This window comes from Collinsella sp. AF19-1LB (assembly GCF_003459655.1).
Lineage (GTDB): Bacteria > Actinomycetota > Coriobacteriia > Coriobacteriales > Coriobacteriaceae > Collinsella.
This window is the reverse complement of the sequence record NZ_QRWO01000012.1, coordinates 483-24981: the sequence shown is the minus strand read 5'-3', so window position 1 is coordinate 24981 and position 24499 is coordinate 483. Positions and strand designations below refer to the sequence as shown.

The following is a 24499-nucleotide window of genomic DNA, read 5'->3' as shown; positions in this document are numbered from 1 at the left end:
ATTTGCAGGAATTGTGTTGAGTCTATTTTCGTTCATTTTCTTTTTAAGTAAGAAAAAGCCTTTCGATTACTTATCTTTTCTATAAAAGAAAGACAATTCGCGTGAAAACTTCAGTGTCGGATAGAGGAATTTGGTCCGAATCCCTTCCGTTTGCTTTTCAAAAACGAGCGTCTTGACCTGCGTGCCGGCGATATCTCATGCATGTAACACGAACGATTTTCATACAATGGGGGCAGCAAAACGCAAGGTAAAACGCCTTGTGAACAACTACGCCCGATGTCCAGATGCGGGCGAGGGAGAGGAGCAAACGCTCATGGCACTTGTTACCACCGAAAAGATGCTCAAGGACGCTCAGGCCGGCCACTACGCCGTCGGCGCGTTCAACGTCGAGAACCTCGAGTTTGTTATGGCCGTTCTGGCCGCTGCCGAGGAGACCAAGTCCCCCGTCATCATGCAGACCACCCCGGGCACCATCAAGACCGCTGGTCTGGACTACTTCTACGGCATGGTCAAGGCTGCCGCCGAGCGCGCTTCCGTGCCCGTCGCTCTGCACCTCGATCACGGCGATGGCTATGACCGCTGCATGCAGGCTTTCCGCACTGGCTACACCTCTGTCATGATCGACGGTTCGCACGAGTCCTTCGAGGACAACATCGCCCTGACCAAGTCCGTCGCCGATGCTGGCCGCGCCATGGGCGTGCCCGTCGAGGCTGAGCTTGGTAAGGTTGGCGGCAAGGAGGACGACGGTCCCGCGGTTGAGGGCGAGAGCCCCTACACCGATCCGGCCGAGGCCAAGGAGTTCGTCGAGCGCACCGGCTGCACCTCTCTCGCTATTGGCGTTGGCACCAGCCACGGTGTGTACACGAGCGATCCGCACATCGAGCAGTCCGTGGTCAAGGCCATCCGCGACGCCGTCGACGTGCCGCTGGTTCTGCACGGCACCTCCGGTGTGCCCGATGAGCAGGTTGCCGAGGCTGTGAAGAACGGCATCTGCAAGGTCAACTACGCCACCGAGCTGCGTCAGGCCTACACCAAGGGCTTCATGGCCTACATGGCCGAGAACCCCGCCTGCTTCGACCCCAAGAAGCCGGCCAAGGAGGGCATGCGTGAGATCACTGAGCTGGTTAAGATCCGCATGACCAACCTCAACTCCGTGGGCAAAGCAGAGTAACAGCAAGGGTACTCTGATCCCACCGGACGGTTTGGGCGGGTCCCGTACTTAGTTTCCAAAACGTCCTCGCGCATGAAGGCCCCCGTTGTCTCGCTTCTTCGAAGCGTTGACAACGGGGGCCTTCGCGCTGCGGAATGATTTTGGAAACTAAGTACGGGACCCGCCCAAACCGTCCTGCTCAATCGCCCTTGTGGCGTTAGTGTCGGAAAAATAAGACGTTGCTTTTTGCCTCCTGCGGAAAGATTGGGGAACTAAGCCCTCGTCCCTCCCAGGTTGACCTACTCGAGGTCGTCGCCCTTGTGGCGTTAGGGCGGAAAATAATAAGAAGCCTTCGCGCTGCGGAATGATTTTGGAAACTAAGTACGGGGACCCGCCCAAGCCGTTCTGCTCAATCGCCCTTGTGGTGTTGGGACTGAAAGGGTGGGACGCGTGGGTTATTTGGTTGTTAGGGTTAGTAGGTCGTTGGGGGTTTTGAGGTTGTAGGTGGCGTTTGGGATATCTTGGTGTGATCCCCATGCTGCTCGGGCAAAACTGACCCCTGCTGAAGTTGCGCATTGTTCGTCGTAGACGGTGTCGCCAACGTAGACGACGTTGCCAGGATTCGCGCCCGCACGTCGGAGATATTCGAGCATGGGTGCGGGTGCGGGTTTATGTTCGGTTGTGTCTTCGACAAGGATGATGTGCTCAAAATACTTATCGAAACCAAGGGGTGCAATTTCTTTTGTGTATTCGTCGCGCGCACGTGAGGAGACGATGCCAAGTTTGCAGCCGCTATCGGCGAGTGTTGCGATGACTTCAAGCAAACCTGGAAACACGCTGATGGTGCTTTTAAAGCTGGCGGCAACTTGGCACCAGCGATCCAACGTTGCCTGCGAGTAGATCCCAAGTTTCTCAAGGGCATCCTTGCCGGGTATGCCGAGGGCAAAGTCAAGCTCGTGTCGGGGAAGCGTTTTGCCGGTCTCTTCTTGGACAATCTGGACAAGCGATGACAGAACGCTTTCTTCTGTATCTGCCAATGTCCCATCAACGTCAAATACGATATGGTCAAAGTGCTTCATATGATTGCTCCTCTCTGTTGTTTGCCTGCAAGTTTGATGCAGTGACAGAAGAAGGGTTAGCGGGATTTCTGCCTGGTGCTATCGAGATTCTGCCTCGCTGCTCGATAGCTCGAAGGAGTGCACCCCATTTGTTCTTTAAATACCTGGCCAAGATGGCTTGCTGTTATAAATCCGCATTGGCGCGCGACTGTCTGTACGGTTCGCGTGGTGTGTGCCAAAAGTTCGCAAGCACGGTTTATGCGGTATGCGCGTAGATATGCCGCCGGGGTCGTTCCTGCACAAGTTTCGATAATGCGGTAACACTCTCTTTCGCTTACGCCGGCTGCAGATGCCATCTGGGGCACATCTATAGCGGCTGCATAGTTTGCGCGGATAAAGTCCAGGATTGCCTTGAACTGTACGTCGCGGCTGGTCATCCAAGAGGCGCCGTCGGAAGAAAAGAGCGGTTCGGCCTTGGCGTTAATCTGAATCCAGAGCTCTGACAAACTATTTCGAAGCGCCATCTCGTTCTGCGGCCGTTGAAGGTCGTGGCTAAAGGAGCTCTTCAGCAAATCGATAAAGGGCATATCGTCGGGATTGGTGGGCGACCATTTGAGCACATCGACGCCTCGACATTGAAGCAATGGGTTGATGTAGCGCTTTTGGAGACGTCCCGCGGGATCGCCGAGCATCGACGGCTGAAAGATATGCAGCATTTGAATGGCTGGCGCCGAATTGGGTGATTGCAGCGTGCTGTGCAAAACGCCGCCGTTGATAAAGCCGGCGGACCCTTCCTCAAAGCGTACGTGCTCATGAGCCGCGTGCGTTCGATAGTCAATCGCTCCCTGCTCCATGTAGAAAAGCTCAACTTCGGAATGCCAGTGCCAGGGGACGGAATTGCCCGGATAGCGAGCGAATTCTGCGCGTTCGGCAATATAGGGCCAGTCTTCGGCGGTCTCGGGAAACGCTTCCTCGCGTCCTCCGCGGTGCAATTCTATGTGATCCATGTTTCGCATGGCATCAGTATAAAGCGCAATGGGCTTAGATTGCTCTTGCCTGTTCGGGGAACGCCTTGTCTAGGGATGCTTGGAGCTTTTCGAAGGATGCTCGTAAGTTGAGGCTCTGATCGGCTGAGCGCTTGGTTTTTGTGGTGGGGGAGTCGAGGAGGCCGTTTCTCTGTGTCGGGGGGAAGGAGAAAAGGTTTGCATGTTTTAGGGATGGCTGCTGTGCTGCGTCATTGGAAGAATGCATGCTTTTGCGGCCTCCTCGATATCCACCAAAAGGATGCGCTCGGGGTTTGCTGCTAGGTCCCGTGCGCTGGCTACATTATGCCGCGGCTGCCGCAAAGAAGCGCTAAAGAAAGGCTTAACCTGGTTTGGTGTTACGATGAAACTGCAGGTCAGAGGTATCGAGTAACACTCTTGAAAGGTTTTGAGCTTAAGGGCTTTCTAAGGTTTGTGACGTGGATGTGGCGCGGACGTGCGTAGCGTGTGAATGCTCGCTGTTAGCGCTGCGGCTCTGTGGCGCGCACCTGCTCGATGACCTTTTCCATCGTGGCGTCGATGCGGTCTTTTTTGAGTTCGCATTCCCAGATGGTTATGGGCGTCCAGCCCATTTGAGTGAGCGCTGCCACAGCAGCACGGTCGCGCTCGACGTTGCGACGGAACTTTGCATCCCAAAACTCAACGTTGCGCTTGGGCTGGCTTGGGTTGCACTTGGGGCAGCGGTGCCAAAAGCAACCGTTGACGAAGATGGCGATCTTGCGGCCGGGGAAGGCGATGTCGGGCTTGCCGGGTACCTTCCATTCCAAACGATAGCCCGTAAGGCCCGCGGCCCGTAGGCGCTGACGTACGAGCAGCTCGGGCTTGGTGTTGGCGCGCTTGTTGCCCTTCATGGACTTTTTGATGGCGGCGCGACGGCGGACCAGTTCGCGCTCGTCAGCGGAGAGGTCCGAGGTATCGATGCCGTCGAGCAGACCGGGCTTGGGACGCTTTTTGCTGCGGCGTTTAGGTGCGCGCTTGGGTTTGGTGGCGGGTTTGTCGGTTGTGTTGGGCGCGGCGTCATCGGCGGAGCTTGCCTCAAGCCGATCTTCCTTTAACTCAATCAGAGCATCAATGAGCCCCTTGTCGGCGGGCATCCATTCCACCGTGGCAAGCGAGGTGCGCGGAATCCAGCGGATATCAAGCTGGCGGTCGTGTTTCTGGGGCTCATCGGATTCATCGGCGAGCGAGCAGTAGTAACACTCCATGGAGAGATGAAAATCGGGGTAGTCATACTCAACGGTGTAGAAATCGCGCAGGTTGGTGACTTTTACCTGCAGCTCCTCCATAAGCTCGCGGCGTACGGCGTCCTCGGGCGTCTCGCCGCGCATGAGCTTGCCACCGGGGAACTCCCAAAGTCCCTGCATGTCGCCGTAGCCGCGCTGCACGGCAAGCAGCTCGTCAGATCCTTCCTTGCGAATGATCCCAGCGGCAACATGAACAGTCTTCAACAGGAGTCCTCTCTCAACATCAACACGTGACAGGGTAGCTACCCGTACCTTACACAACGGTAAGGCAAGCGTAAGCCATATCGATGGTAGCCGACTCGGCTTCTTGCGACTATAGATGCCGTAGACTAATCGCAAGAAAGGACTCGGTATGCAAACCACGCACATGGCGACCCCGGTACTGGAGGTCGCGCATCTCGAAAAGGTATATGGAGCGCTGGGCAACGTGACCCGCGCGCTCAACGACGTCAACTTTACCGTCAACCGCGGCGAATTCGTGGGCATCATGGGTGCCTCGGGCTCGGGCAAGTCGACGTTGCTCAACTGTGTCTCGACCATCGATAGCGCCACGAGCGGCACCATCCGCATCAACGGACAGGACGTAACACGCATGAAGCAGGCTAAGCTTTCGCAGTTCCGCCGCGAGGAGCTGGGCTTTATCTTCCAGGACTCCAACCTGCTCGATACACTCACGGCACGCGAGAACATCGCCCTGCCGCTCACCATCGCCCGCACAAACTCGGCAGAGATCTCGACCCGCGTGCAGGATGTGGCAGCGCGCCTGTCCATCAGTCAGGTGCTCGACAAGTATCCCTACCAGATGTCCGGCGGTCAGCAGCAGCGCGTTGCCGCGGCTCGCGCGCTCGTCACCGACCCCACTATGATTATGGCCGACGAGCCCACCGGTGCCCTCGATTCCAAGAGCGCTCGTCTGCTGCTCGAGAGCCTGGAGGCCCTTAACCGCCGCCTGCGCGCCACGGTGCTCATGGTCACGCACGACAGCTTTGCCGCCAGCTACACGAGCCGTGTGCTGTTTATCCGCGACGGCAAGATCTTCACCGAGCTGCGCCGTGGCGACACCGACCGCCGAGAGTTCTTCGACCGCATTATGGAGGTCGTTGCCATGATGGGCGGTGAGGGCTCCGATGCTCTGTAAACTCGCTTGGGGCAACGTCCGCCGCGCCGGCCGCGACTACCTCGTCTACCTTTTGACGCTCACCCTGGGCGTCACGGTCTTCTATGCCTTTAACACCATTTCGATGCAGGTCGACATCGCCGGAATCGATGAAGAGGGCTTGGCGCAGGTTATGGGCAGCATGCTCGGTTACCTGACGTACTTTTTGGCCGGTGTCATGGCCTTTTTGATGGTGTATGCCAATAACTTCATCATGAAACGCCGTAAGAAGGAGTTTGGCCTGTACCAGGTGCTCGGCATGGGGCGCGGGCGCGTCGCCACGATCATGGTGCTCGAGACCGTGATAGTATCGGTCGTGGCCTTTGTCGCCGGTATTGTGCTGGGCGTGGGACTCTCCCAGCTCATGACGTTCTTTACGGCCTCGCTCTTTAAGACACAGATCGCCAATTTCCACTTCTTTTTCTCGGTGCATGCGTTCAACCTGACCCTTGTCTGCATGCTCGTAATGTTTGTGCTCACGCTGCTGCTGAACCTTCGCGCCGTGCGCCGTACCAAACTCATCGAGCTTATGGGTGCCGAGCGTCGCAACGAGAGCATCAAGACGCGCAACCCCTGGATCGCGATTGCCATCTTTGCCGCGGGCGTAGTGCTTGTGGGCGTGGCCTATTACCGTCTGCTACGTGATGGGTTCCCGCTAACCGCGACGGACAGCAAGCTGCAAGAGGCCATGAGCCAGTTTGGCATTACGACCGCTATGGTTACAGTGGGCACCTTTGCGCTGTTCTGGGGACTCTCGGGCATGCTTATCAAGCTGCTGCAGAGCTTGCGCAGCGTGTATTGGCGCGGCCTCAATATGTTTACCGTGCGTCAGCTTTCGGCCAAGGTCAATACGGTGTGCTTTTCGATGGGCGTCATCGCGATGATCCTGTTTTTGGCCATCACCTCGGTGACGTGCGGTATGTCTATTGCCAATGTGATGAACGAAAACCTGGAGCGCTATAACCCTGTTGACGTGTCTCAGACGTATGTCTATTACACGCCCGAAACGCTCGACTACTACAAGGAGTATGTCAATCCGTCTGAGGCCGATCGCATGGTGCTGGCCGATGCAACGGTCGATTTGTACGCTGCATGGCATGGCGAGCGCAAGTCGGCGGACAACAACGATGAGACCGGCAAGAAGGTCAATATCGCCGATGTTGCCGGTGAGCATGTGCAGATCGATTCGTATCTGAGTTATCCGCTTGGCGGCTCGGGCCCCTCGGTGGTGGCGGGTGAGATGTGCAAGGCCATGGGCGAAAAGCTTCCCAAGGCGCTCGAGGGAAGCAACGCCGATGCGATGGGTCTGTATGTGACGCCGGCGAGCCAGTACAACAAACTGCGCCAGATGATGGGCGAGGAGCCGGTGAGCATTGGCCGCGACCAGTATCTGCTCACGTGTGATATGGGCGGTGAGCTGGGCGACCTGTACACCAAGTATATGGCTGGCGGCCATGCCCTAACCTTGGGCGGGCATACGCTCAAGCCCGCAACCGATAAGTCGGACGAGGACACGGCGGCCATCGCCAACTCGGCGATGGGCAGCAATCCCGGTACCGTGGTCGTAGCCGATGAGCTGCTGTCCCAGCTTAATCTGCAACCGTATTCCAGTAATCTGCTCGTTAATTACAAACAGGGTATGGATACGACCGAGGCAGACGAGAGCATTAAATACACCTTGCTCGACAATCTGCTCGTTGACGGCAAGGAGCCGGGGTCGTGGGGAGTCTTCATCACGCGTTCCGAGATGTACACGCAAGCAGCGCAGATGAACGGCATGATTAGCTATCTGGCCATCTACATTGGCTTTGTGCTGGTCGTTGCGTGCGCGGCAATCCTATCGATCCAGCAGCTCTCCAATGTGGCCGACGGCAACCGCAGCTATCGTGTGCTGGCACAGATCGGCTGTGACGACCGCCAGATCCGGCATTCGGTGATGGCGCAGCAAGCGGTGTTCTTCCTGTTCCCGCTGGCAGTGGGCTTGGCGCACTCCTTTGTGGCGCTCAAGGTGATCATCGAGCTGGTGAGCGTATTCGGCGATATGAGCATCGCCGGCACCGTGGGTCTTACCTGTGCGATTTTCCTGGCAGCCTATGGTGGCTACTTCCTGGTGACCTACCTCATGAGCACCGGCATGGTGCGAGCTGCCATAGCCACCCGCTACAGCGAGTAGCAAGCGGGCAAAACCGTCGCAAAATCAGAGCGAATAACCGCCGCGAAGGGACCAGGGGCCCTTTCGCGGCGGTTTTTGCCAACCTGGTGCGTCTCAGATACAAGTGAGTAGACTTATTTGGATATACCGAGCACACCGCGACAAGTGCCCAATAAAACCGCAGGTCAGAGCTGTGTCGATTTGGGGCGTGCTCGGCCTTCTGCAAAAAGCCTACTCACTTGGTTTTCGCTGTTAGAAGGCCGTCGCGAGGGAAAGCAGTTCCCTCGCGACGGCCTTCACGTTTGCCCAGATAAAACCTGCCAAAATAAACCTGTCCCTTTTTGGTAGGTTATCGCTTCCAGAAGTGGAGGATCAGCGTCGTGCGGTTTTGCTGCTCGGTTTTGACCAGGATGTTGTGGATGTGGGTCTTGACGGTGCCCACGGCAAGGAATAGCTCGTCGGCGATCTCTTGGTTCGATTTGCCCAGCACAACCAGGTGCATGACTTCGGTCTCGCGGTTGGAGAGCTTGTAGGCGTTGCGGTAGAAGGGCATCTGCTCTTCGATGTGTCGATCAAGATCGCTGACGTTCTTTTCCTCGGGTGCCTCCTGCATGCGAATCGAAAGCACGTGATAGGCGTAGATGATCAGCAGAATCGCAAAGTAGCATGCAAAGATGTTCTCGCTAAAGTTGCGCTCGGATAGGTACAGTTGCAGCCAGGAGGGTGCCAGGCTCATGGGAACAACAAGGATGTTGTAGAAATCCTCGGCAACGATGCACCCGACCAGAATGGCGCCGATAATGAGGTGCTTTCTTTGATTGTTGACGCGCGCCTTAAGCTCGACCTGCGTGCTTTTATGCGCCGTCCAAAAGATATAGAGCCCCACAAATACAAGGAATGCCTGACGCATCGTGTAGTAGAGCCATTGATGCATGGGGCCGTAGGGGACAGCGACAATGATCAGCAGCTCGCTCAGGAAGAACGTTGCGACGGGAATAACAAACTGCTTTTTTGAATGTTTGTCGAGCAAGTCCATGGCAATGAGCCAGATAAAAGCTTGTGAAGCGGTCGCCACAAGGGTCCGCATTACAGGCATGGTAATTGAGTAATAGTCACTGGCCGGAAAACTCTGGTTTTGCAACGTGTATTCAAAAAAGAAGATCTCGGTCATCTCGATGGCATAGCAAATAAAAACGCCGCTGCCATAGATAAAGAATCGGCGACGGGACGAGGCATAGGCGGCAAGCGAAAGCACTGCCGTCACAATACAGATCACGAGTATCGCTAGGGTATAGAAGAACATCAGAGTGTTCATCTGTCACCGTCCCATCTCATTTAATCTATGGCAAAGCCCTGTATGCCTTGTGGGGTATAGACGTCTCAACCCTTCGTTTCATTGCGGATTAGGCACCGAGATACAGCATAGCCGTATACCGTTCGCGGTTCTAGATAGTAAACCCCCTGCAAGCCCGCTACCTGCGGGTTTATATTGGTTTAGAGGGGGTGTAACTCCGTGAACGGTCTTTAATCCCGAATAAACTAGGTAAAAATTGCATACGGGTGAATGATGGTCTTGTCAACACGAGGCGTGATGTACGAGCGCCTCATAGTAATAGTCGGCAAGACCGGCGGAAAGGAAATCGACATGGCACTGCCTAAGGATTTCATCGACACCAACGACTTCACCAAAGAGCAGATTCTGGCTATCGAGGATCTTGGCCTGGCAATGAAGAAGGCCATCAAGGTTGACGGTTATTATCCGCACCTGCTCCGCAACAAGAGCCTTGGCATGATCTTCCAGCAGGTCTCCACCCGCACCCGTCTTTCCTTCGAGACCGCTATGACCGACCTCGGCGGCCATGCTCAGTTCTATGGCCCTGGCACCATCCAGCTCGGCGGTCACGAGTCCCTGGGCGACACCGCTCGCGTTATGGGCTCGTTGCTCGACATCATGATGGCTCGCGTTGACCGTCACAAGGACGTCGTCGGTCTCGCCGAGGGCTCCGCTGTTCCCGTCATCAATGGCATGTCCGAGTTCAACCATCCCACGCAGGAGATGGGCGACCTCATGACCATGCTCGAGAACCTCCCCGAGGGCAAGAAGATCGAGGACTGCACCCTAGCCTTCATCGGCGACGCCACCCAGGTCTGCGTCTCCCTCATGTTCATCGCCTCCAAGGTCGGCATGAAGTTTGTCCAGTTTGGACCTAAGGGCCACCAGATCCCCGACGGCGGCCTGCATGTTGGCACCGTTGAGGAGCGCACCGAGTTCGGCAAGCAGATGATGGCTATCGCCGAGGAGAACTGCAAGGTCTCCGGCGGCTCGGTCGTCATCTCCGACGACATCGAGTGCATCAAGGGCGCCGACTTCATCTACACCGACGTGTGGTATGGCCTGTACGACGAGGAGGTCTCGGGCGAGAACTACATGGACGTGTTCTATCCCAAGTATCAGGTCACCATGGACATGATGAACTTCGCCGGCCCCAACTCCAAGTTCATGCACTGCCTGCCGGCCACCCGCAATGAGGAAGTCGTCGACGAGGTCATGGACGATCCCGAGCGCTCCCTGTGCTGGGTCGAGGCCGAGAACCGCAAGCACTCCATCCGTGCTCTCCTTGCCGCCCTGGGCAAGCGCACTCCGCTCAACGACGAGGGTGTCGAGTACTCCGCCAAGGCTGAGCTCCACGCCGCTCTCGAGGCTCTCGAGCAGCTCTAAGCCTCAAAGCTTCTAAAAGCACGTTTGCGGGCGGCGGATGCTCGTCTCCTGTCGCCCGCTCACCGAGGCTCAAGCAATTGCCTTAGTACCTTGGGCCTCGGATCTGTCCAAGACTGAGCGAAGGAGCTCATCATGAGCGACGGAAAGAAAAAGCTTTCCTTCTTGACGGTCATTTCGACCATCATCTGCGTCGTCTTCGTTTGCGAGGCCGCCGCTCCTGCTGCTGCCATTGGCAACCAGCAGTTCTTCTGGTGGATCTTCCTGATCCTGACCTTCCTGCTTCCCTACGGCATGGTTGTCGCCGAGCTCGGTACTACCTATGACGGCGAGGGCGGCATTTACGACTGGGTACGCGATGGCCTGGGCGACAAATGGGGCGCCCGCATCTCGTACTACTACTGGGTCAACTACCCGCTGTGGATCGCCTCGCTGGCTACGATGTTCCCCGACATCCTGGGCATGGCCTTTAGCGTCGAGTTCAACTTGGTCGCCAAGATGGGTATCGAACTTGCCTTTGTGTGGATCGTCTACCTTATGGGCCGCTCAAAGGCGGCCGACTCCGAGTGGGTCCTTAACGGTGGCGCCATCATCAAGGTCGCCGTCGCCGTTATCGTCGGCGCCCTGGGCATTTGGTATGCCATGGAGAACGGTTTTGCGAACGACATGTCCGCCGCCACCTTCCTGCCCGAGCTCACCAACACCAACGCTCTCGGTTACCTGTCGATCATCATCTTTAACTTCATGGGCTTCGAGGTCATCTGCACCATGACCGACGACATGGCCGATCCCGCTCGCGATATCCCCAAGGCTATCATCGTCGGTGGCCTGTCCATCGCCGTGATCTACCTGTTCGCTGGCTTTGGCATCGGCGCTGCTGTGCCGGCCGATTCCATCGACCCCGACTTTGGCATGATTGTCGCAGTCCAGACCATGGTGGGCGACTCCATGATCTTTAAGGTCATCTGCATCGCCTTCCTGATCACCCTGTTCGCAAACATGGCCGCTTGGTCCTTCGGCGTTAACTCCGTCGCCCGCTACGCTGCCGAGCACGGCAACATGCCCAAGGTCTTCGCCTCGATGATCTCTGACGACGATATGCCCAACGGCGCCAACCTGGTCAACGCCGTCGTTGCCTCCCTGGTGCTGTGCCTGCAGCTGGTTCCCATCGACGCCATCTCCAACGGTGTTTTCTGGATGCTCTTCGGCACCTCCGTCGTCTTCCTGCTGCTCACCTACATCCCGATGTTCCCGGCATTCCTCAACCTTCGTAAGAACGACCCGAACCGCGAGCGCATCTTCACGTTCCCGTTTAAGGGCGCCGTGATGAAGGTTATGCTGGCCATCCCCTGCATCGAGCTGATCCTGGCCATCGTTGCAACGCTGGTTCCGTTCTCCGTCGATGAAATTGGCGACAAGGTCCCGATGATCGTTATCTTCATCGTGCTTGTGCTCATCGGCGAGGTCGTCCGCGTCGTCAGCGCCAAGGGTCGCGAGACCGAGTACAAGGGTCTCACCCCTGAGCTGGCTGCTCAGCGTCTCGCTGAGGAGGCCGCCGAGGCCGAAGAGGACTAGAGCACCCGGATTCGGGACTCCGACCCTCCTCGCGTACCAACGTGCGCTTCGTCGGGCTTGTCGCTCCCGACTCTGGGCACTCCGGCCTCTTTGGAGGCGTGCCCAAGCGACAGGTTTGCTAACCATTCCCTGGGGTGGGTGTGAGCTATTGCTCCGGTAACCACCGCCCACCCCAATCTCTCTTCCGTATCCTTCGTGCGTTCTGTCTCCGCGCACCGGGTTACGTCGTCGCTTGCCGGTGCGACTCCGTGAAAACCGGCGCCGGGCGCCCCGACCTTTGCCGGGGAACGGGCGCCTACCATCTCTTGGTTTTAGGCTGCGGGTAACCCGCCCGCGGCAAACGATCGTTCGATTTGGAGGAAATCTTATGCGTACGATCACCGAGTCCGAGTCCACCCCCAAGGCCGACGGCTTCTTCATGCCCGCCGAGTTCGCCCCGCAGGATCGCGTGTGGATGGGCTGGCCCCACCGCACCGACACCTGGGCCCACGGCGCCAAGCCTGCTCAGAAGCAGTATGCTGCCATCGCCCGCGCCATCTCCGAGTTCACCCCGGTCTATATGTGCGCCAACCAGGTCGACTATGCCAACTGCAAGGCCGTCTTCGAGAACGACGAGAACGTCACCGTCATCGAGATGACCACCGACGACGCCTGGTTCCGCGACACCGCCGCCACCTACGTCATCAACGGCAAGGGCGAGAAGCGCGCCAACCACTGGCACTTCAACGCCTACGGCGGCCTCGTCGACGGCCTCTATTTCCCGTGGGACAAGGACGAGCAGATCGCCCTTAAGATGGCTGAGCTCTCCGGCTGCCGTCGCTATCGTCCCGACGACATGATCCTCGAGGGCGGCTCCATCACCGTCGACGGCGAGGGCACCCTTGTCGTTACCGACCAGTGCCTCCTGTCCCCCGGCCGCACCTGCTCTGCGGTGCTCGAGGAGGAAGAGGATCCCGAGTCCATCTGGCCTAAGTACCACAAGAAGTTCGAGCCCTGGAGCGAGGAGCTTCGCGAGTACATGAACGAGCACCTCAAGGATTACCTGGGTGTCGAGAAGGTCATCTGGGTCAAGGAGGGCATCGACCCCGAGGAGACCAACGGCCACATCGACGACGTCGCCACGTTCATTGCCCCGGGCGTCATGGCCTGCATCTGGACCGACGACCCCGAGTACCCGTTCTACGAGCAGTGCCACGCTGCCTACGAGACCCTCTCCAACGCCGTTGACGCCAAGGGCCGCAAGCTGAAGGTCTACAAGCTCTGCATGCCCGTGAACCCGCTGTTCATGGACCAGGCTTCCTGCGACACCATCGACGCCGACGAGAACGCCGAGCCGCGCGTCCCCGACGAGCCGCTGATCGCCTCCTACATGAACTACCTTGTCACCAACCACGGCGTTATCGTCCCGCAGTACGGCGACGAGAACGACCAGCTGGCCGTTGACACGCTCCAGAAGATCTATGACGAGGTCTGGGGCGAGGGCGTCTACAAGTGCGTCGGCGTTCAGTCCGAGCAGGTCGTCTTCGGCGGCGGCAATATCCACTGCATTACGCAGCAGGAGCCCTCGGCGTAACTCAGGCACGCCACCTTGGCGTTCACTCGTCGCTTACGTAGCGTCAGTACGCTACGCTCCTCGTTCGCGCCAATCTGGCGCACCTGAGCACGCCGAGTAAACGTCTGGCTTTCCGAGGCACCCCATCTCGCCGCTCAAACCGTCGCTCGCGTACCAAAGTACGCTTCGCTCCTCTTTCGCGGCGACCTGGGGCACCTCGAAAACCCAGCCGATCAATCGGACAATCGGCGAATCGAACCATCTTGGGGCATTGATGGTCGGCTTGCCCGATGTCTTGGTCGGTTGGGTTTTCTTTGGGCACTCCGTTGCCTCCACTTCGGAGTGCCCTTTTCTTTGATTGAGTACGCGTCTGGCCTGGGATTTTTTGCGGGTTAGGCCAATTGTTCGCTTGAATTTCCCAGGTCAGACGCGTTTTCAATTGCCGAAAGTTATCGGTCGTGAACGCGGCCGTTTTGATCGGAGTATCTATGTACCAGCGTATCGTTATCTACACGCGCCTGTTCCGCGAGCGTTGGTCCAATAATTGCATCCTCTCTTCTCTTTGGGATGGCACCTGCACCGGTGACGCGGCCTGCAACCCTACCTTGGGCTGCGCCTTCGGTACAGATGCCATCCTTTTTGCTGTAGGGGGAGCGCGCCATGGCAGGTAAAAAGTTCTCCCTGATCGAGGTCATCCTTTCGGTTATCTGCGTCGTGTTTACCATCGAGGCGGCGGCTCCGGCATCTGCCATGGGCAACGTGCAGTTCTTCTGGTGGATCTTCCTTATCATTACGTTTTTGCTTCCCTATGGTCTGGTGGTGGCCGAGCTGGGTACGGCGTTTGATTCCGAGGGCGGCCTGTACGATTGGGTTCGCTTGGGCCTGGGCGACCGTTGGGGCGCCCGTTGCTCTTGGTGCTACTGGGTTAACTTTCCGCTGTGGGTGGCAAGTATCGCCTGCATGTTCCCCAGTGTCATTAATGCGGTGTGGGGTATCGAGTTTTCACTCGGGATCCGAATCGCCATCGAGATTGCCTTTGTGTGGGGCGTCACGGTCATGGCAATGCAGCCGGTGGCCGAGGCAGATTGGGTCATGGACGGCGGCGCCGTCATCAAGGTGCTCATTACCGCTGTGGTGGGAATCGTCGGCATTTGGTTTGCCTGCAATAACGGCTTTGCCAACGACATGTCGTTTAAGACCTTCATTCCAGATCTGGGCGACACCAATTCGTTGACGTACCTATCGATTATCCTGTTCAACTTTATGGGCTTCGAAGTGGTCGCGACCTTTGCCAGCACGATGAAGAACCCGTCGCGTGATATCCCCAAGGCGGTTATTGCCGGTGGCGTGGCCATTGCGGCGATCTACATCATCTGTGGCATTGGCATTGGAGCTGCGGTTCCCACCGAGCAGCTTTCACTCGATTCGGGCATTGTGGACGCAGTCGCCGCTATGGTGGGGCGCACCCACCCGCTGACGATGGTCGTGGGCGTGGCCTTTTTGGTGACGCTGTTCGCCAATATGATCTGCTGGAGCTTTGGCGTCAACAACGTAGCGAGCTATGCCGCGCGCCATGGCAACATGCCGCGTCCCTTTGCGTTGGTGTCCAAAAAGACCGGCATGCCCAACGGCTCGGCGCTCATTAACGGCTGTTTTGCCAGCCTGGTGCTGCTGCTCCAGATTCCGCTGGGTGAGGGTTCCGACGTCTTTTGGGTCTTCTTCTCGATGAACGTCGTCTTTCTGCTCATGAGCTATATCCCCATGTTCCCAGCGTTTTGGCGTCTGCGCAAGCACGATAATCGCTCGCGTGTGTTCCGTGCGCCTTTCGAGGGCAAGGTGCTCGCGGTGGCGCTTGCGATTCCCGTGGTGGAGCTCGTGCTTTCGATTGTTGCTACGATTGTGCCGCTCAACAGCTCACCTGCCGAGATGGCAAAGTTGCCGATTCTCGCGGGCGTAGTGATTGGCGTGTTATTGGGCGAGGTTTCGCGCCTCATATCTCGCCGCGGCCGAAGCGTCGACAATCCCGGCGTTGGTGCACGGGGGTCAGGTTACTTTGCACCAAAACAGTAAGCGCCGCGAGTTACGCAGCGCTTGGTGCATCTTGGATTACTGTTCGCGGTGCTCGGGATCGGAAACGAGCTTAGGCGCAAAGTAGGGGACGTGGCCCAGGTAGGGGCAGCTGTCCGAACGCGCCTCGACGACACAGGGGACGTCATTGTAGGTAAGTGAGTCGCTCAGGTGGACGATGGCCTTGGCGGCAGGGGCAACGAGTATTTTGAGCGGTGCGATAGGCGCCATGGCATCTCCTTTCATCGGTGAGACACAGCTTGTTTATCTAAACGATACAGTACGTTTAATCGGTGAGTCTAATCTTGCGGCAAAGAATCTGTCAACATCCTCACGGCATCTAGACAGGGGAGGCGGGCATGAGTTTCGCGTTCTATATCTACACCACGATTATCATGGGTGTGGCTCTGGTGACCAGTGCCGTGGCATTGGTGGTTTGGCTCATGACGCGCCGTCGCGACAGCCTGGTGGCCGCGGCGGGCTTTTTGCTCTACATGCTCGATATGTCGGTCATTTTTTTTGACGAGTACAATCGGCTCAAATACGACTACGCTGTTACCTTTAGCGAGCCGTTGCAGCACCCCTTGCTGCGCTGCGTGCTCGGTATTGCCATCTATGCCTGCGTGGTACTGTGGATGTTTGCGCGCTTGCGCAAAAGGCCGACGTCGCGCATGCTCGGACTTGTTATCGTGCCGTTTTCAATCTTGCAATTGGTGCTGGTGCCTCGCAGCGGTGCTGCCGGAGAGATGCAGCAGTATCTCTTTTGGCTCACGCGTGACCTGGGAAATGTAGGATGTCTTGCCTATGCCGCCTGGCATTACCGGCACAGGGCCACGCGTGTTGAGAAACTCGACCTCGACCGCTCAAAGCTCTTTTGGAAGGTGGCACTCGTTCTTGCGTTTTGCGTAATCGCCGAGGACACCTACATGATTTTGCTCTGCCGCCCCGACTCTCAAAACCCCGTCATCAGCCTCTTTTTGTGGTATCTGTCCGAGCGCAATATCTCCGAAAACGTGCTGCTCGTGGCATGCGCGGTCCAACTCTTTTGCCAGTTTAGCCATATCCTGCGCGTGTATGCCCGTCATCCGCGTGCCGATGAGGACGTGGCGGCCGAGAGCGCACGCTCTGGGGACGATCTAGCATCACGCGTTGTGATCTATGCCGATGCCCATAAGCTGTCGCGGCGCGAGCAGGAGGTGCTCACGCTGGTGCTGAAGGGCAACGACGCCCAAAACATCGCCAGCGAGTTGGTCATCAGCCCTGGCACTGTCAAGGCGCACTTGCATCGCATCTACGTTAAAAGCGGTGTCTCCAACCGAGATGACCTCATAGATGCCTTTTGGCGTTCCTAGTCCTATTCTTCCTTGCATGCGGGTCTTGCCGTGTGGGCGGGCACGCCGTTGGGCGTAATGACGCGGTAATAATCTCAGACAATAAACCTGCAGGTAAAGCGTGTAAACCTGCTTAAACTGACCGTTTGCGATCCCTGGCCTTGGCACGGATTTGCCCCTGTGTATCAATGGGTGTAGCGCGAAGCCGCGGACGTGGGACAGACGTCCGAGCACGGCTTGTAGGCACGCGCCGATGCGGGAGCGCTACGCTCCCAACCGAGTGCCCACGCGGGCGGTGCGTCCGCGTTGCAACCAAAGATGCCTGAGGAGGCTCACATGGACAAGGCTGATGTAGTTATCAAGAGCAACGCCGTCTTTACCGGCGATGGGCTCGAGCCGTTTAAGGGCGGCGTTGCCGTGCGCGGTGATAAGATTGTTGCCTGCGGTGACGATGCTCACCTGGCACCGTTTATCGGTCCCGATACCGAGGTGCGCGACTTTGGCGACCAGCTCGTCATGCCCGGCCTGATCGACTCACACACGCATTTTGCCCAGGGCGCGCTTATGACCGACCCCGATTTTTCCGTCAACCTCATCGACTGCACCAGTTTTGAGATGGCGATGGAACGTGTCGTGGCGTTTGCGGCCGACCATCCCGATAACGAGTGGATTCTGGGCTGCCAGATTATCCAGTTCCAGTGGGATGTCCCCGAGATGCCCACAGCCGCGATGATCGATGAGTACATCTCGGACCGCCCGGTCTTTCTGCAGCAGGTTGACCTGCATACCTTTAGTGCCAATACCTGCGCCATCAACAAGGTGGGAGTAACTTCGCAGACGCCCGATCCCGCAGGCGGCAAGATCCTTAAGGATGCCGAGGGCAATCTGACGGGCGTGTTTTCCAACAACGCCGGCGTCTTCTTTATGGACGAGGTCTACGACCCAGCGCCCGAGGTTGTTGACGCGTCGTTTGCAAAAACCGCCCGGCGCGCCAATGCCCTGGGAATCACTACGGTCGGCATGGTCAATCCTACGTTTGTGAGCATGGAAAACCCGTATGCGGTGTTGGCAGGTCTTAATGCCAAGGGCGACTTGCCACTGCGCGTGTTCCTGTACACCGATCTGTTCGAAAACGAGTCCTTAACGCTCGAGCAGATCAAGGAGAAATACGCCTTCTCGGGTACGCAGGTCGAGTGGCACGGCTTTAAGCAGTTTCTTGATGGCGTGTGCTCCGACCACACCGCTTGGATGCTTGAACCCTATTCCAACGCGCCCGATACCTGCGGTGAGCCCGCGGAGGATCCAGAGCGCATCCGTGCCGCCATTGTCAGGGCGCAGGAATGGGGCGTTGACACGCGCGTCCATACGATCGGCGATCGCTCGGTGCGTTTTGTGCTTGATTGCTTTGAGGAGGGCGAGCGCTTGCATGGTAAGCGGGGTTGCCGCCACTCCATGGAGCACAACGAGACGGTTCAGCCCGAGGATCTGCCGCGCTACGCGGAGCTTGGTATATGCCCCGGCATGCAACCGTGGCACATGCTGCTCGATATGGCTGACCTTGCCAAGGACGATGCCGTGGGCCCCGAGCGTGCAGCGCTTTCGTGGCCCCTGCACAGCCTGCTTGCCAGCGGTGCCGTGGTGCACTTGGGCAGCGACTTCCCCGTTGTGGGCTTGGAGCCCATGGAGGAGGTGTACGGCGCGGTCTTCCGCATGCTCGAGGACGGCTCCAACCCAGAAGGGTGGTTCCCGCAGGAGCGCATCACCATGGCCGAGGCCCTGCGCGCCTACACCTACGGCAGCGCCTACGCCATGCATGCCGAGGATCGCATCGGTACGCTCGCATGCGGCAAACAGGCTGATATCTGTGTGCTCGACCGCAACCTCTTTGACTGCGAACCGGCTGAGGTCCTCGAGGCCACGGCGTCTCTCACGATGATTGCCGGCAAGGTGGTCTACGAGGCCTAGCGGGGCTGCTGCATCGCTGGGCGGTGCCACAGCCTGTGCGTGCCGCCCATCCATTCATCCATCCATTCATCAATCTCTCATGGAAAGGGGAGAACAATGGCAGAAGAGACAACCGCCGCTGTTGAGGAGGAGCGTGAGCTTGCCTCGCAGCCGATTCCCGGCCTGGTGCGCAAGTACACCATCATCACCGGCCAGGGTATGCTCGCCCAGATTATCATGGTGGTCCTTGAGGGCCTCGTGATGGGTTGGGGCCTGGGTGCACACGGCCTGGCCTGTGTTTCGATCATCATGTCGGTCGAGTACATTAACCTGGCCTTTGGCAACCTGTTTGGCACCGGCGTGCCCGCCGTGGTGGGCAACCTTTTGGGTGCCGGCGACATTAAGGGCGCCAGCAAGGCGTTTAGCCAGGGTTTTTGGCTTACCACGATTGTGAGTGTGCTGCTTGCTGTGGTGATGGCTGTGTTTACCGAGCCCATCTGCGCATTCTTCGGCGCCACGCCCGACATCATGGCCGATACCGTTGCCGGCGTGCGCACCTTCTCCGTGCTGCTGCCGCTCACGGTCATTGGTCAGATGGTCACCGCCGTCATGCGTGTGGACGAGAAGGTTCAGATCCAGGCCAACCTCATGACCGTGTCTGCCATCGTCGCTATCTGCTGGCTTGCGCTTTCCACGTTTGTGCTCAAGCTTGGCGTTATGGGAGCTGGCGTGTACTACGGTCTTTCCATCGGTATCTGGGCCATCGGTATCTTCTGGTTCATCGGCGGTAAGAAGTCGCAGCTCCAGATCAGCGCCGCCGACCTCAAACTCGACATGGCCATCTGCGGCCAGATCATTAAGATTGGTTTCCCGTTCTTTTTGGTGCAAGCTGCCACGTTCATCTTCAACACCGTTGCCAACTCGTTGCTTGGCCAGCTCGGCGGCGACATGGGTTCGCTCTACATCGCGGCCTTTGGTGTGATCAACGGCTACATCCTCTACATTACCATGATGGTCGCCCAGTGCTTCTCGTACGGCCTGCAGCCCATTGCCGCCTTCAACGCCGGCGCCAAGGCGTGGGCGCGCCTCAAGGAAACGCTCTCCTGCACGCTTAAGTACCAGGTCGTGACGCTTGCTGCGGTGTCTGCTGTGCTATGGGTGGCCGCAACGCCGGTCTGCGCCTTTTTTGCTGGTAGCGACCCGGCGCTCGTCGAGGTTGCCGCCAACGCCACGCGCATCGTTATCCTGGCCGTGGCCCTGGGCTATCTTGCCATGACCATGTCGATGTACTTCCAGGCGGTTGAGAAGGTGGGTATCGCCACGTTCACCGGTCTGCTCCGCTACGTGATCTGCTCCGTGCCGCTTATGTACCTGCTTGGCAACATGATGGGCGTTCAGGGTGTCTGGTTTGCCTTGGTGGCGGCTGACGCCATCACTGGTCTTATCTCCATCGCCCTCGCCGTCCGCGAATCCAAGCGACTTGCCACGCTCTAGACTCGGACACGGCCGGCCCGCGATAGTCGAATAAGTCAACTCGCCTGCAAGCCACCACAATGGGGACAGTTCCCATTGTGGTGGCTATTGTTATTTAGGGTCTGAGATTTCGGCTCTATAAATAACGTTTTTGAACTGGGCTACTATAAGATTGTGGAAAACACTACTACAAGATTATGGAAAACGCTACTGCGAGATTATGGCAAATGATACTATACGATTATGGTAACAGCGTTATAAGGGGCGTTGATATGGCCGAGTACATTAACAGGGATTTGCATGAGTTGCTCATTCGCATGGCGGGTTGGTTTCCTGTTGTGTCGTTGACGGGGCCTAGGCAGAGCGGAAAGTCTACGCTGGTTAGGCATGCCTTTCCCGACTATTCCTATGTCACGCTTGAGGACCCCCAAACGAGGCGCGCGGCCTTGGAGGATCCGGTGAGTTTTATCCGCAACCGAAAGGGCGGACTCATCATCGATGAGGCGCAATACGCCCCGGATTTGTTCTCGATGATCCAGGTTGTTTCGGATGAGCGGGGAGATGCCGGTCAATACATCCTTACGGGATCGCAAAACTTTTTGATGATGAAAAGCATCGGCCAGTCTCTTGCCGGGCGAGTCGGGATCTTAAAATTGCTGCCATTTTCGTTTCGAGAAGCGGAGAGGGGCCAGCAGGGGCAGTTGGAAGTGGATTTGTTTGCGCTCGAAGGGGGATACCCTCGCCTGCGTTCCGCCGGAATGCCGTCCTCGGTTTATTTCCCCAGCTATATTGATACCTATGTTGAGCGCGATGTTGTGGGCTTGCTTGACGTGCGCAATAAAGCGGAGTTTCATAAGTTACTGTCCATAATTGCCCAGAGCGCCGGTGCTCTCATTAATATATCTTCGCTTTCTCGAGATACGGGTGTGAACGTATCGACCATTAAAAGCTGGTTGTCTATCCTGGAGCAGAGCTACCTGACGTTTTCACTGCAGCCTTATTATGCAAATGCCAGGAAACGTTTGACTAAAACGCCCAAGCTTTATTTTTACGACACGGGGCTGCTCTGCTACTTGCTCAAAATTGGATCACTGGAGCAACTTTTGGAGAGCCCTTATCTGGGGGCAGTTTTCGAAAACCTCATCGTTTCCGAAACGGCGAAGAGCCATCTCAACGTGGGCGAGAATCCCGAGTTGTATTTCTATAGGGACGACGGCAAGCGAGAAATCGATTTGCTCGACTGCACAAACTCAGGGAGTCCCAAGGCTATCGAAATAAAATCATCCAGAACGTATCACGATAAGTACGCCCGCCATTTACAGGCTGTATGCGATGAGATCGACATTGCAAAAGATGCGCGCTATGTTGTGGCCCGCGTGGATTCAACGTATGAGTCGAAAGACTGTAGCGTGGTCTCGGCGCGTGATTGGCTTTTGCGATAACAAGTTCGGCGTATTAACAACTGCCGCGAAGGGTCCGGATCCCTTTCGCGGCGGTTTTTTGCCGATCCGGTGCGCCTCAGATGCAAGTGAGTAGGCTTTTTTGGATCTGTCGAGCACACCGCGACAAACGCTAAATAAAACCGCAGGTCAGAGCTGTGGCGTTTTGGAGTGTGCTCGGCCTCCTGCAAAAGGTCTACTCACTTGGTTTTTCGGCGAGAAGGCCGCCGCAAGGGCAAGTAGCTCCCCTCGCGGCGGTTGGCGTTTTCCCAGATAAAACCTGCCAAAATAAACCTGTCCCTTTTTGGCATGTCCCTTTTGGCGTGGCTGATTGGTTTGGGCTGTTTTGGAGAAAGCCCATGAGGTGGCACTCAGGCTAATCCTGCGTGTCGCCTCCGTACATGTAGACGATAAAGCCGTCGCCGGTGTCTTGGCTGTGATCCTCCAGGATGCGTTTCATGTTGAGGTGCTCGTAGAACTGCCAGTCGGAGTTGCAGTCGCTCATCAGGAAGAACTTGGTGCAGCCTGCCTTGGCGAGCTCGGCGCGCGCAAGGTCGATAAGCGCGCGGCCGAGCCCCTTGCCCTGCCACTCGGGCACGATGATGATCAGGTTGAGCTGGCCCTGGGCATACTCGTTGCCTGTGGCGGCAAAGCGATCCGCCGTGGCCTTTTCGCGACTGTCGCCGAAGAGCGAGCCCTCGAGCTTGGCGTCGGCAGCCTTTGCCATTTCGGTTGCCTGGGCGAGCATCTCGTTGTAGCAGGACTCCCACGTGGGGTTGGTGCGCGGCTTGCCGTCCTCGAAGATGCCGATGCAGCAGGCGGCGATAATGCGGCCCTCGGCCTCGGCGACAAGCGCGATAGGTGAGCGTTGCAGCTGCATAGCGATGTTAAAGCGCGCGCAGAAATCGGCAGCTTCGACGTCGCCGCGGTTGCGCAGCGTGTTGCACCACAGCTGGTTGTAGATGGCAGCGATGCCGGTCAGGTCGTCGAGCGTGGCGGCGCGCAGGGTTACGTTGTCAAGGCTCATGAAGGCTCCTTCCAAGTTGGGTCAGGCCACCTCTGAGTGTGACATGGACGCAGGGCGGCCGCATCAATCATTCGGCAGGCGAGCCCCGATCCCTCGGGGACGGAGGAAAAGGGGTCACGAGTGAGGATTTTCGGACGCTTGCCCGACGAGAGTGGATAATCTCCCACTTTGAGCGCGAACATGGGCCAAAAACGGGAGATTATCCACTCTCGTGGTGAGCGGGCCCTTGTGTCGATTCATTCCCTTTTTAGTAGGCTGTGCTTGCACTTTAGCGTGCGACAGCGGATAATGCCGAGCACTCGACAATACGCTTTTTGCTCTCTCTATAGATTGAGGAGGCCCCTATGGCCATGGATTTCAAACGCAGGCTGCCGATCCCCATGGAGATCCGCGAGGAAATGCCGCTTTCCGCCGAGCTTACCGCTAAGAAGCAGGCATTCGACGCCGAGGTCGCCAAGGTCTTTACCGGCGAGGACGCGCGCAAGGTGCTCATCATCGGCCCGTGCTCTGCCGATCGCGAGGATTCGGTCCTCGAGTACATGAACCGCCTGGCCAAAACCGCCGAGGAGGTCAAGGACAAGCTCATCCTCATCCCGCGTGTCTACACCAACAAGCCGCGCACCAAGGGTACCGGCTACAAGGGTCTACTGCACAATCCCGACCCCGAGGCGCCCGATGACCTGCTCGAGGGCGTCAAGGCCATTCGCCACATGCACCTGCGCGTCATCGAGGAGACCGGCTTCTTTACCGCCGACGAGATGCTCTACCCCTCTAACTATCAGTACCTTGTCGATCTGCTGAGCTACGTCGCTGTGGGCGCGCGCTCGGTCGAGAACCAGGAGCACCGTCTGGTGTCGAGCGGCATTTCGGTGCCGGTGGGCATGAAGAACCCCACTGCCGGCTCCACCACCGTCATGCTCAACTCCATCTACGCCGCTCAGGCGCATCAGAGTTTCATCTTCCGCAACTGGGAGGTCGAGTGCGACGGCAATCCGCTCGCGCACGCCGTTATGCGTGGCTACATCGGTCTCGATGGGCGCACCTACCCCAACTACCACTACGAGCACCTCGAGCGCCTGGCCGAGCGCTATACCGAGCACGCCGGCTATGCCAATCCGGCAGCGGTCATCGACTGCAACCACGACAACTCGGGCAAGCGTCCACTGGAGCAGTATCGCATTTGCAAGGAGGTGCTCGACAGCTGCCGCCGCAACGAAGCCATTTCAAGGCTGGTCAAGGGCTTTATGATCGAGTCCTACCTTGAGGACGGCAACCAGCCGGTCGACGGCGGTGTCTTTGGCAAGTCGATCACCGATCCGTGCCTGGGCTGGGAAAAGACCGACTACCTCATTCACGAGATCGCGGAGCGGGTTTAGTTACGCGGGTTTTCGCTGACTCTGCCAAGACATCGGCGGTCCCGTTGCTGCCGGGCACTCATTGGGGACAGACTTAAATGAGTGCTCGCAGAATGAGAGTGGATAATCTCCCGTTTTTAAGTAGTCGTTGGGGACGTTCTTGTTTGACTGGTCGTTTAAGAACGTCCCCAATGACTACCCTGTTGGCCTTTTCCAG

General features: G+C 57.6%; 19 protein-coding genes. 13 read left to right on the top strand and 6 right to left on the bottom strand.

Annotation, left to right across the window (positions count from 1 at the left end):
* The first annotated feature begins 313 nt into the window (after window positions 1-313).
* Window positions 314-1171: a class II fructose-bisphosphate aldolase gene (locus DWX39_RS04780; RefSeq protein ID WP_022095149.1), complete on the top strand. Its 858-nt coding sequence runs from the start codon at window positions 314-316 to the stop codon at window positions 1169-1171.
* A 434-nt stretch (window positions 1172-1605) separates the two neighbouring features.
* Here DWX39_RS04780 and DWX39_RS04775 read toward each other — a convergent pair whose 3' ends face one another.
* The 3 genes from DWX39_RS04775 to vsr form a co-directional block, all read right to left on the bottom strand.
* Complete coding sequence (locus DWX39_RS04775) at window positions 1606-2229, bottom strand: HAD family hydrolase (RefSeq protein ID WP_117758676.1); 624 nt, start codon at window positions 2227-2229, stop codon at window positions 1606-1608.
* Between the two features lie 56 nt (window positions 2230-2285).
* Window positions 2286-3215 (bottom strand): AraC family transcriptional regulator, encoded by a 930-nt coding sequence (locus tag DWX39_RS04770; protein ID WP_158549316.1) that lies wholly within the window; start codon window positions 3213-3215, stop codon window positions 2286-2288.
* Window positions 3216-3712: 497 nt separating this feature from the next.
* Window positions 3713-4699 (bottom strand): DNA mismatch endonuclease Vsr, encoded by a 987-nt coding sequence (gene vsr / locus DWX39_RS11225; protein WP_233508880.1) that lies wholly within the window; start codon window positions 4697-4699, stop codon window positions 3713-3715.
* Window positions 4700-4847: 148 nt separating this feature from the next.
* Here vsr and DWX39_RS04755 point away from each other — a divergent pair, with 148 nt between their 5' ends.
* Together DWX39_RS04755 and DWX39_RS04750 are read left to right on the top strand one after the other, a co-directional pair.
* The gene (locus tag DWX39_RS04755) at window positions 4848-5633 is read left to right on the top strand and encodes an ABC transporter ATP-binding protein (RefSeq protein WP_099432192.1); all 786 of its coding nucleotides are present in this window, start codon (window positions 4848-4850) and stop codon (window positions 5631-5633) included.
* A complete protein-coding gene (locus DWX39_RS04750; RefSeq protein WP_117758675.1) occupies window positions 5623-7824 on the top strand; it encodes an ABC transporter permease in 2202 nt (733 codons plus the stop codon). The genes DWX39_RS04755 and DWX39_RS04750 overlap by 11 nt, the downstream gene beginning before the upstream one ends.
* 328 nt (window positions 7825-8152) lie before the next feature.
* Here the strand turns inward: DWX39_RS04750 and DWX39_RS04745 are convergent, their stop codons facing one another.
* Window positions 8153-9118, bottom strand: coding sequence for a LuxR C-terminal-related transcriptional regulator (locus DWX39_RS04745; RefSeq protein WP_117758674.1), 966 nt, complete (start codon window positions 9116-9118; stop codon window positions 8153-8155).
* Between the two features lie 330 nt (window positions 9119-9448).
* On the opposite strand from DWX39_RS04745, the gene ptcA reads away from it, so the two are divergent.
* The 5 genes from ptcA to DWX39_RS04725 all read left to right on the top strand — a co-directional run bounded on the left by ptcA (window position 9449) and on the right by DWX39_RS04725 (window position 15716).
* Window positions 9449-10522 (top strand): putrescine carbamoyltransferase, encoded by a 1074-nt coding sequence (gene ptcA / locus DWX39_RS04740; protein ID WP_117758673.1) that lies wholly within the window; start codon window positions 9449-9451, stop codon window positions 10520-10522.
* Between the two features lie 132 nt (window positions 10523-10654).
* Complete coding sequence (locus DWX39_RS04735) at window positions 10655-12094, top strand: APC family permease (RefSeq protein ID WP_117758672.1); 1440 nt, start codon at window positions 10655-10657, stop codon at window positions 12092-12094.
* Window positions 12095-12461: 367 nt separating this feature from the next.
* Window positions 12462-13667, top strand: a complete 1206-nt coding sequence (locus tag DWX39_RS04730; protein WP_117583530.1) for an agmatine deiminase family protein — start codon at window positions 12462-12464, stop codon at window positions 13665-13667.
* A 467-nt stretch (window positions 13668-14134) separates the two neighbouring features.
* Window positions 14135-14317 (top strand): hypothetical protein, encoded by a 183-nt coding sequence (locus DWX39_RS10920; RefSeq protein ID WP_055252462.1) that lies wholly within the window; start codon window positions 14135-14137, stop codon window positions 14315-14317.
* Complete coding sequence (locus DWX39_RS04725; protein ID WP_117758671.1) at window positions 14307-15716, top strand: APC family permease; 1410 nt, start codon at window positions 14307-14309, stop codon at window positions 15714-15716. Before DWX39_RS10920 ends, DWX39_RS04725 begins: the two co-directional genes overlap by 11 nt.
* Before the next feature lie 36 nt (window positions 15717-15752).
* Here DWX39_RS04725 and DWX39_RS04720 read toward each other — a convergent pair whose 3' ends face one another.
* Complete coding sequence (locus tag DWX39_RS04720; protein ID WP_117758670.1) at window positions 15753-15944, bottom strand: hypothetical protein; 192 nt, start codon at window positions 15942-15944, stop codon at window positions 15753-15755.
* Between the two features lie 128 nt (window positions 15945-16072).
* Here DWX39_RS04720 and DWX39_RS04715 point away from each other — a divergent pair, with 128 nt between their 5' ends.
* The 4 genes from DWX39_RS04715 (at window position 16073) to DWX39_RS04700 (ending at window position 21903) form a co-directional block, all read left to right on the top strand.
* Window positions 16073-17065, top strand: a complete 993-nt coding sequence (locus DWX39_RS04715; RefSeq protein ID WP_117758669.1) for a helix-turn-helix transcriptional regulator — start codon at window positions 16073-16075, stop codon at window positions 17063-17065.
* 315 nt (window positions 17066-17380) lie between these two features.
* Window positions 17381-19009, top strand: coding sequence for an amidohydrolase (locus DWX39_RS04710; RefSeq protein ID WP_158561617.1), 1629 nt, complete (start codon window positions 17381-17383; stop codon window positions 19007-19009).
* A gap of 96 nt (window positions 19010-19105) precedes the next feature.
* The gene (locus DWX39_RS04705; RefSeq protein ID WP_089572364.1) at window positions 19106-20482 is read left to right on the top strand and encodes an MATE family efflux transporter; all 1377 of its coding nucleotides are present in this window, start codon (window positions 19106-19108) and stop codon (window positions 20480-20482) included.
* Between the two features lie 251 nt (window positions 20483-20733).
* A complete protein-coding gene (locus tag DWX39_RS04700) occupies window positions 20734-21903 on the top strand; it encodes an ATP-binding protein (protein ID WP_197032249.1) in 1170 nt (389 codons plus the stop codon).
* A 373-nt stretch (window positions 21904-22276) separates the two neighbouring features.
* Here DWX39_RS04700 and DWX39_RS04695 read toward each other — a convergent pair whose 3' ends face one another.
* Entirely contained in the window at window positions 22277-22927 is a 651-nt protein-coding gene (locus tag DWX39_RS04695; protein ID WP_117736107.1) for a GNAT family N-acetyltransferase, read from the bottom strand.
* A 344-nt stretch (window positions 22928-23271) separates the two neighbouring features.
* Here DWX39_RS04695 and DWX39_RS04690 point away from each other — a divergent pair, with 344 nt between their 5' ends.
* The gene (locus DWX39_RS04690) at window positions 23272-24303 is read left to right on the top strand and encodes a 3-deoxy-7-phosphoheptulonate synthase (RefSeq protein ID WP_117758667.1); all 1032 of its coding nucleotides are present in this window, start codon (window positions 23272-23274) and stop codon (window positions 24301-24303) included.
* Window positions 24304-24499 lie beyond the last annotated feature (196 nt).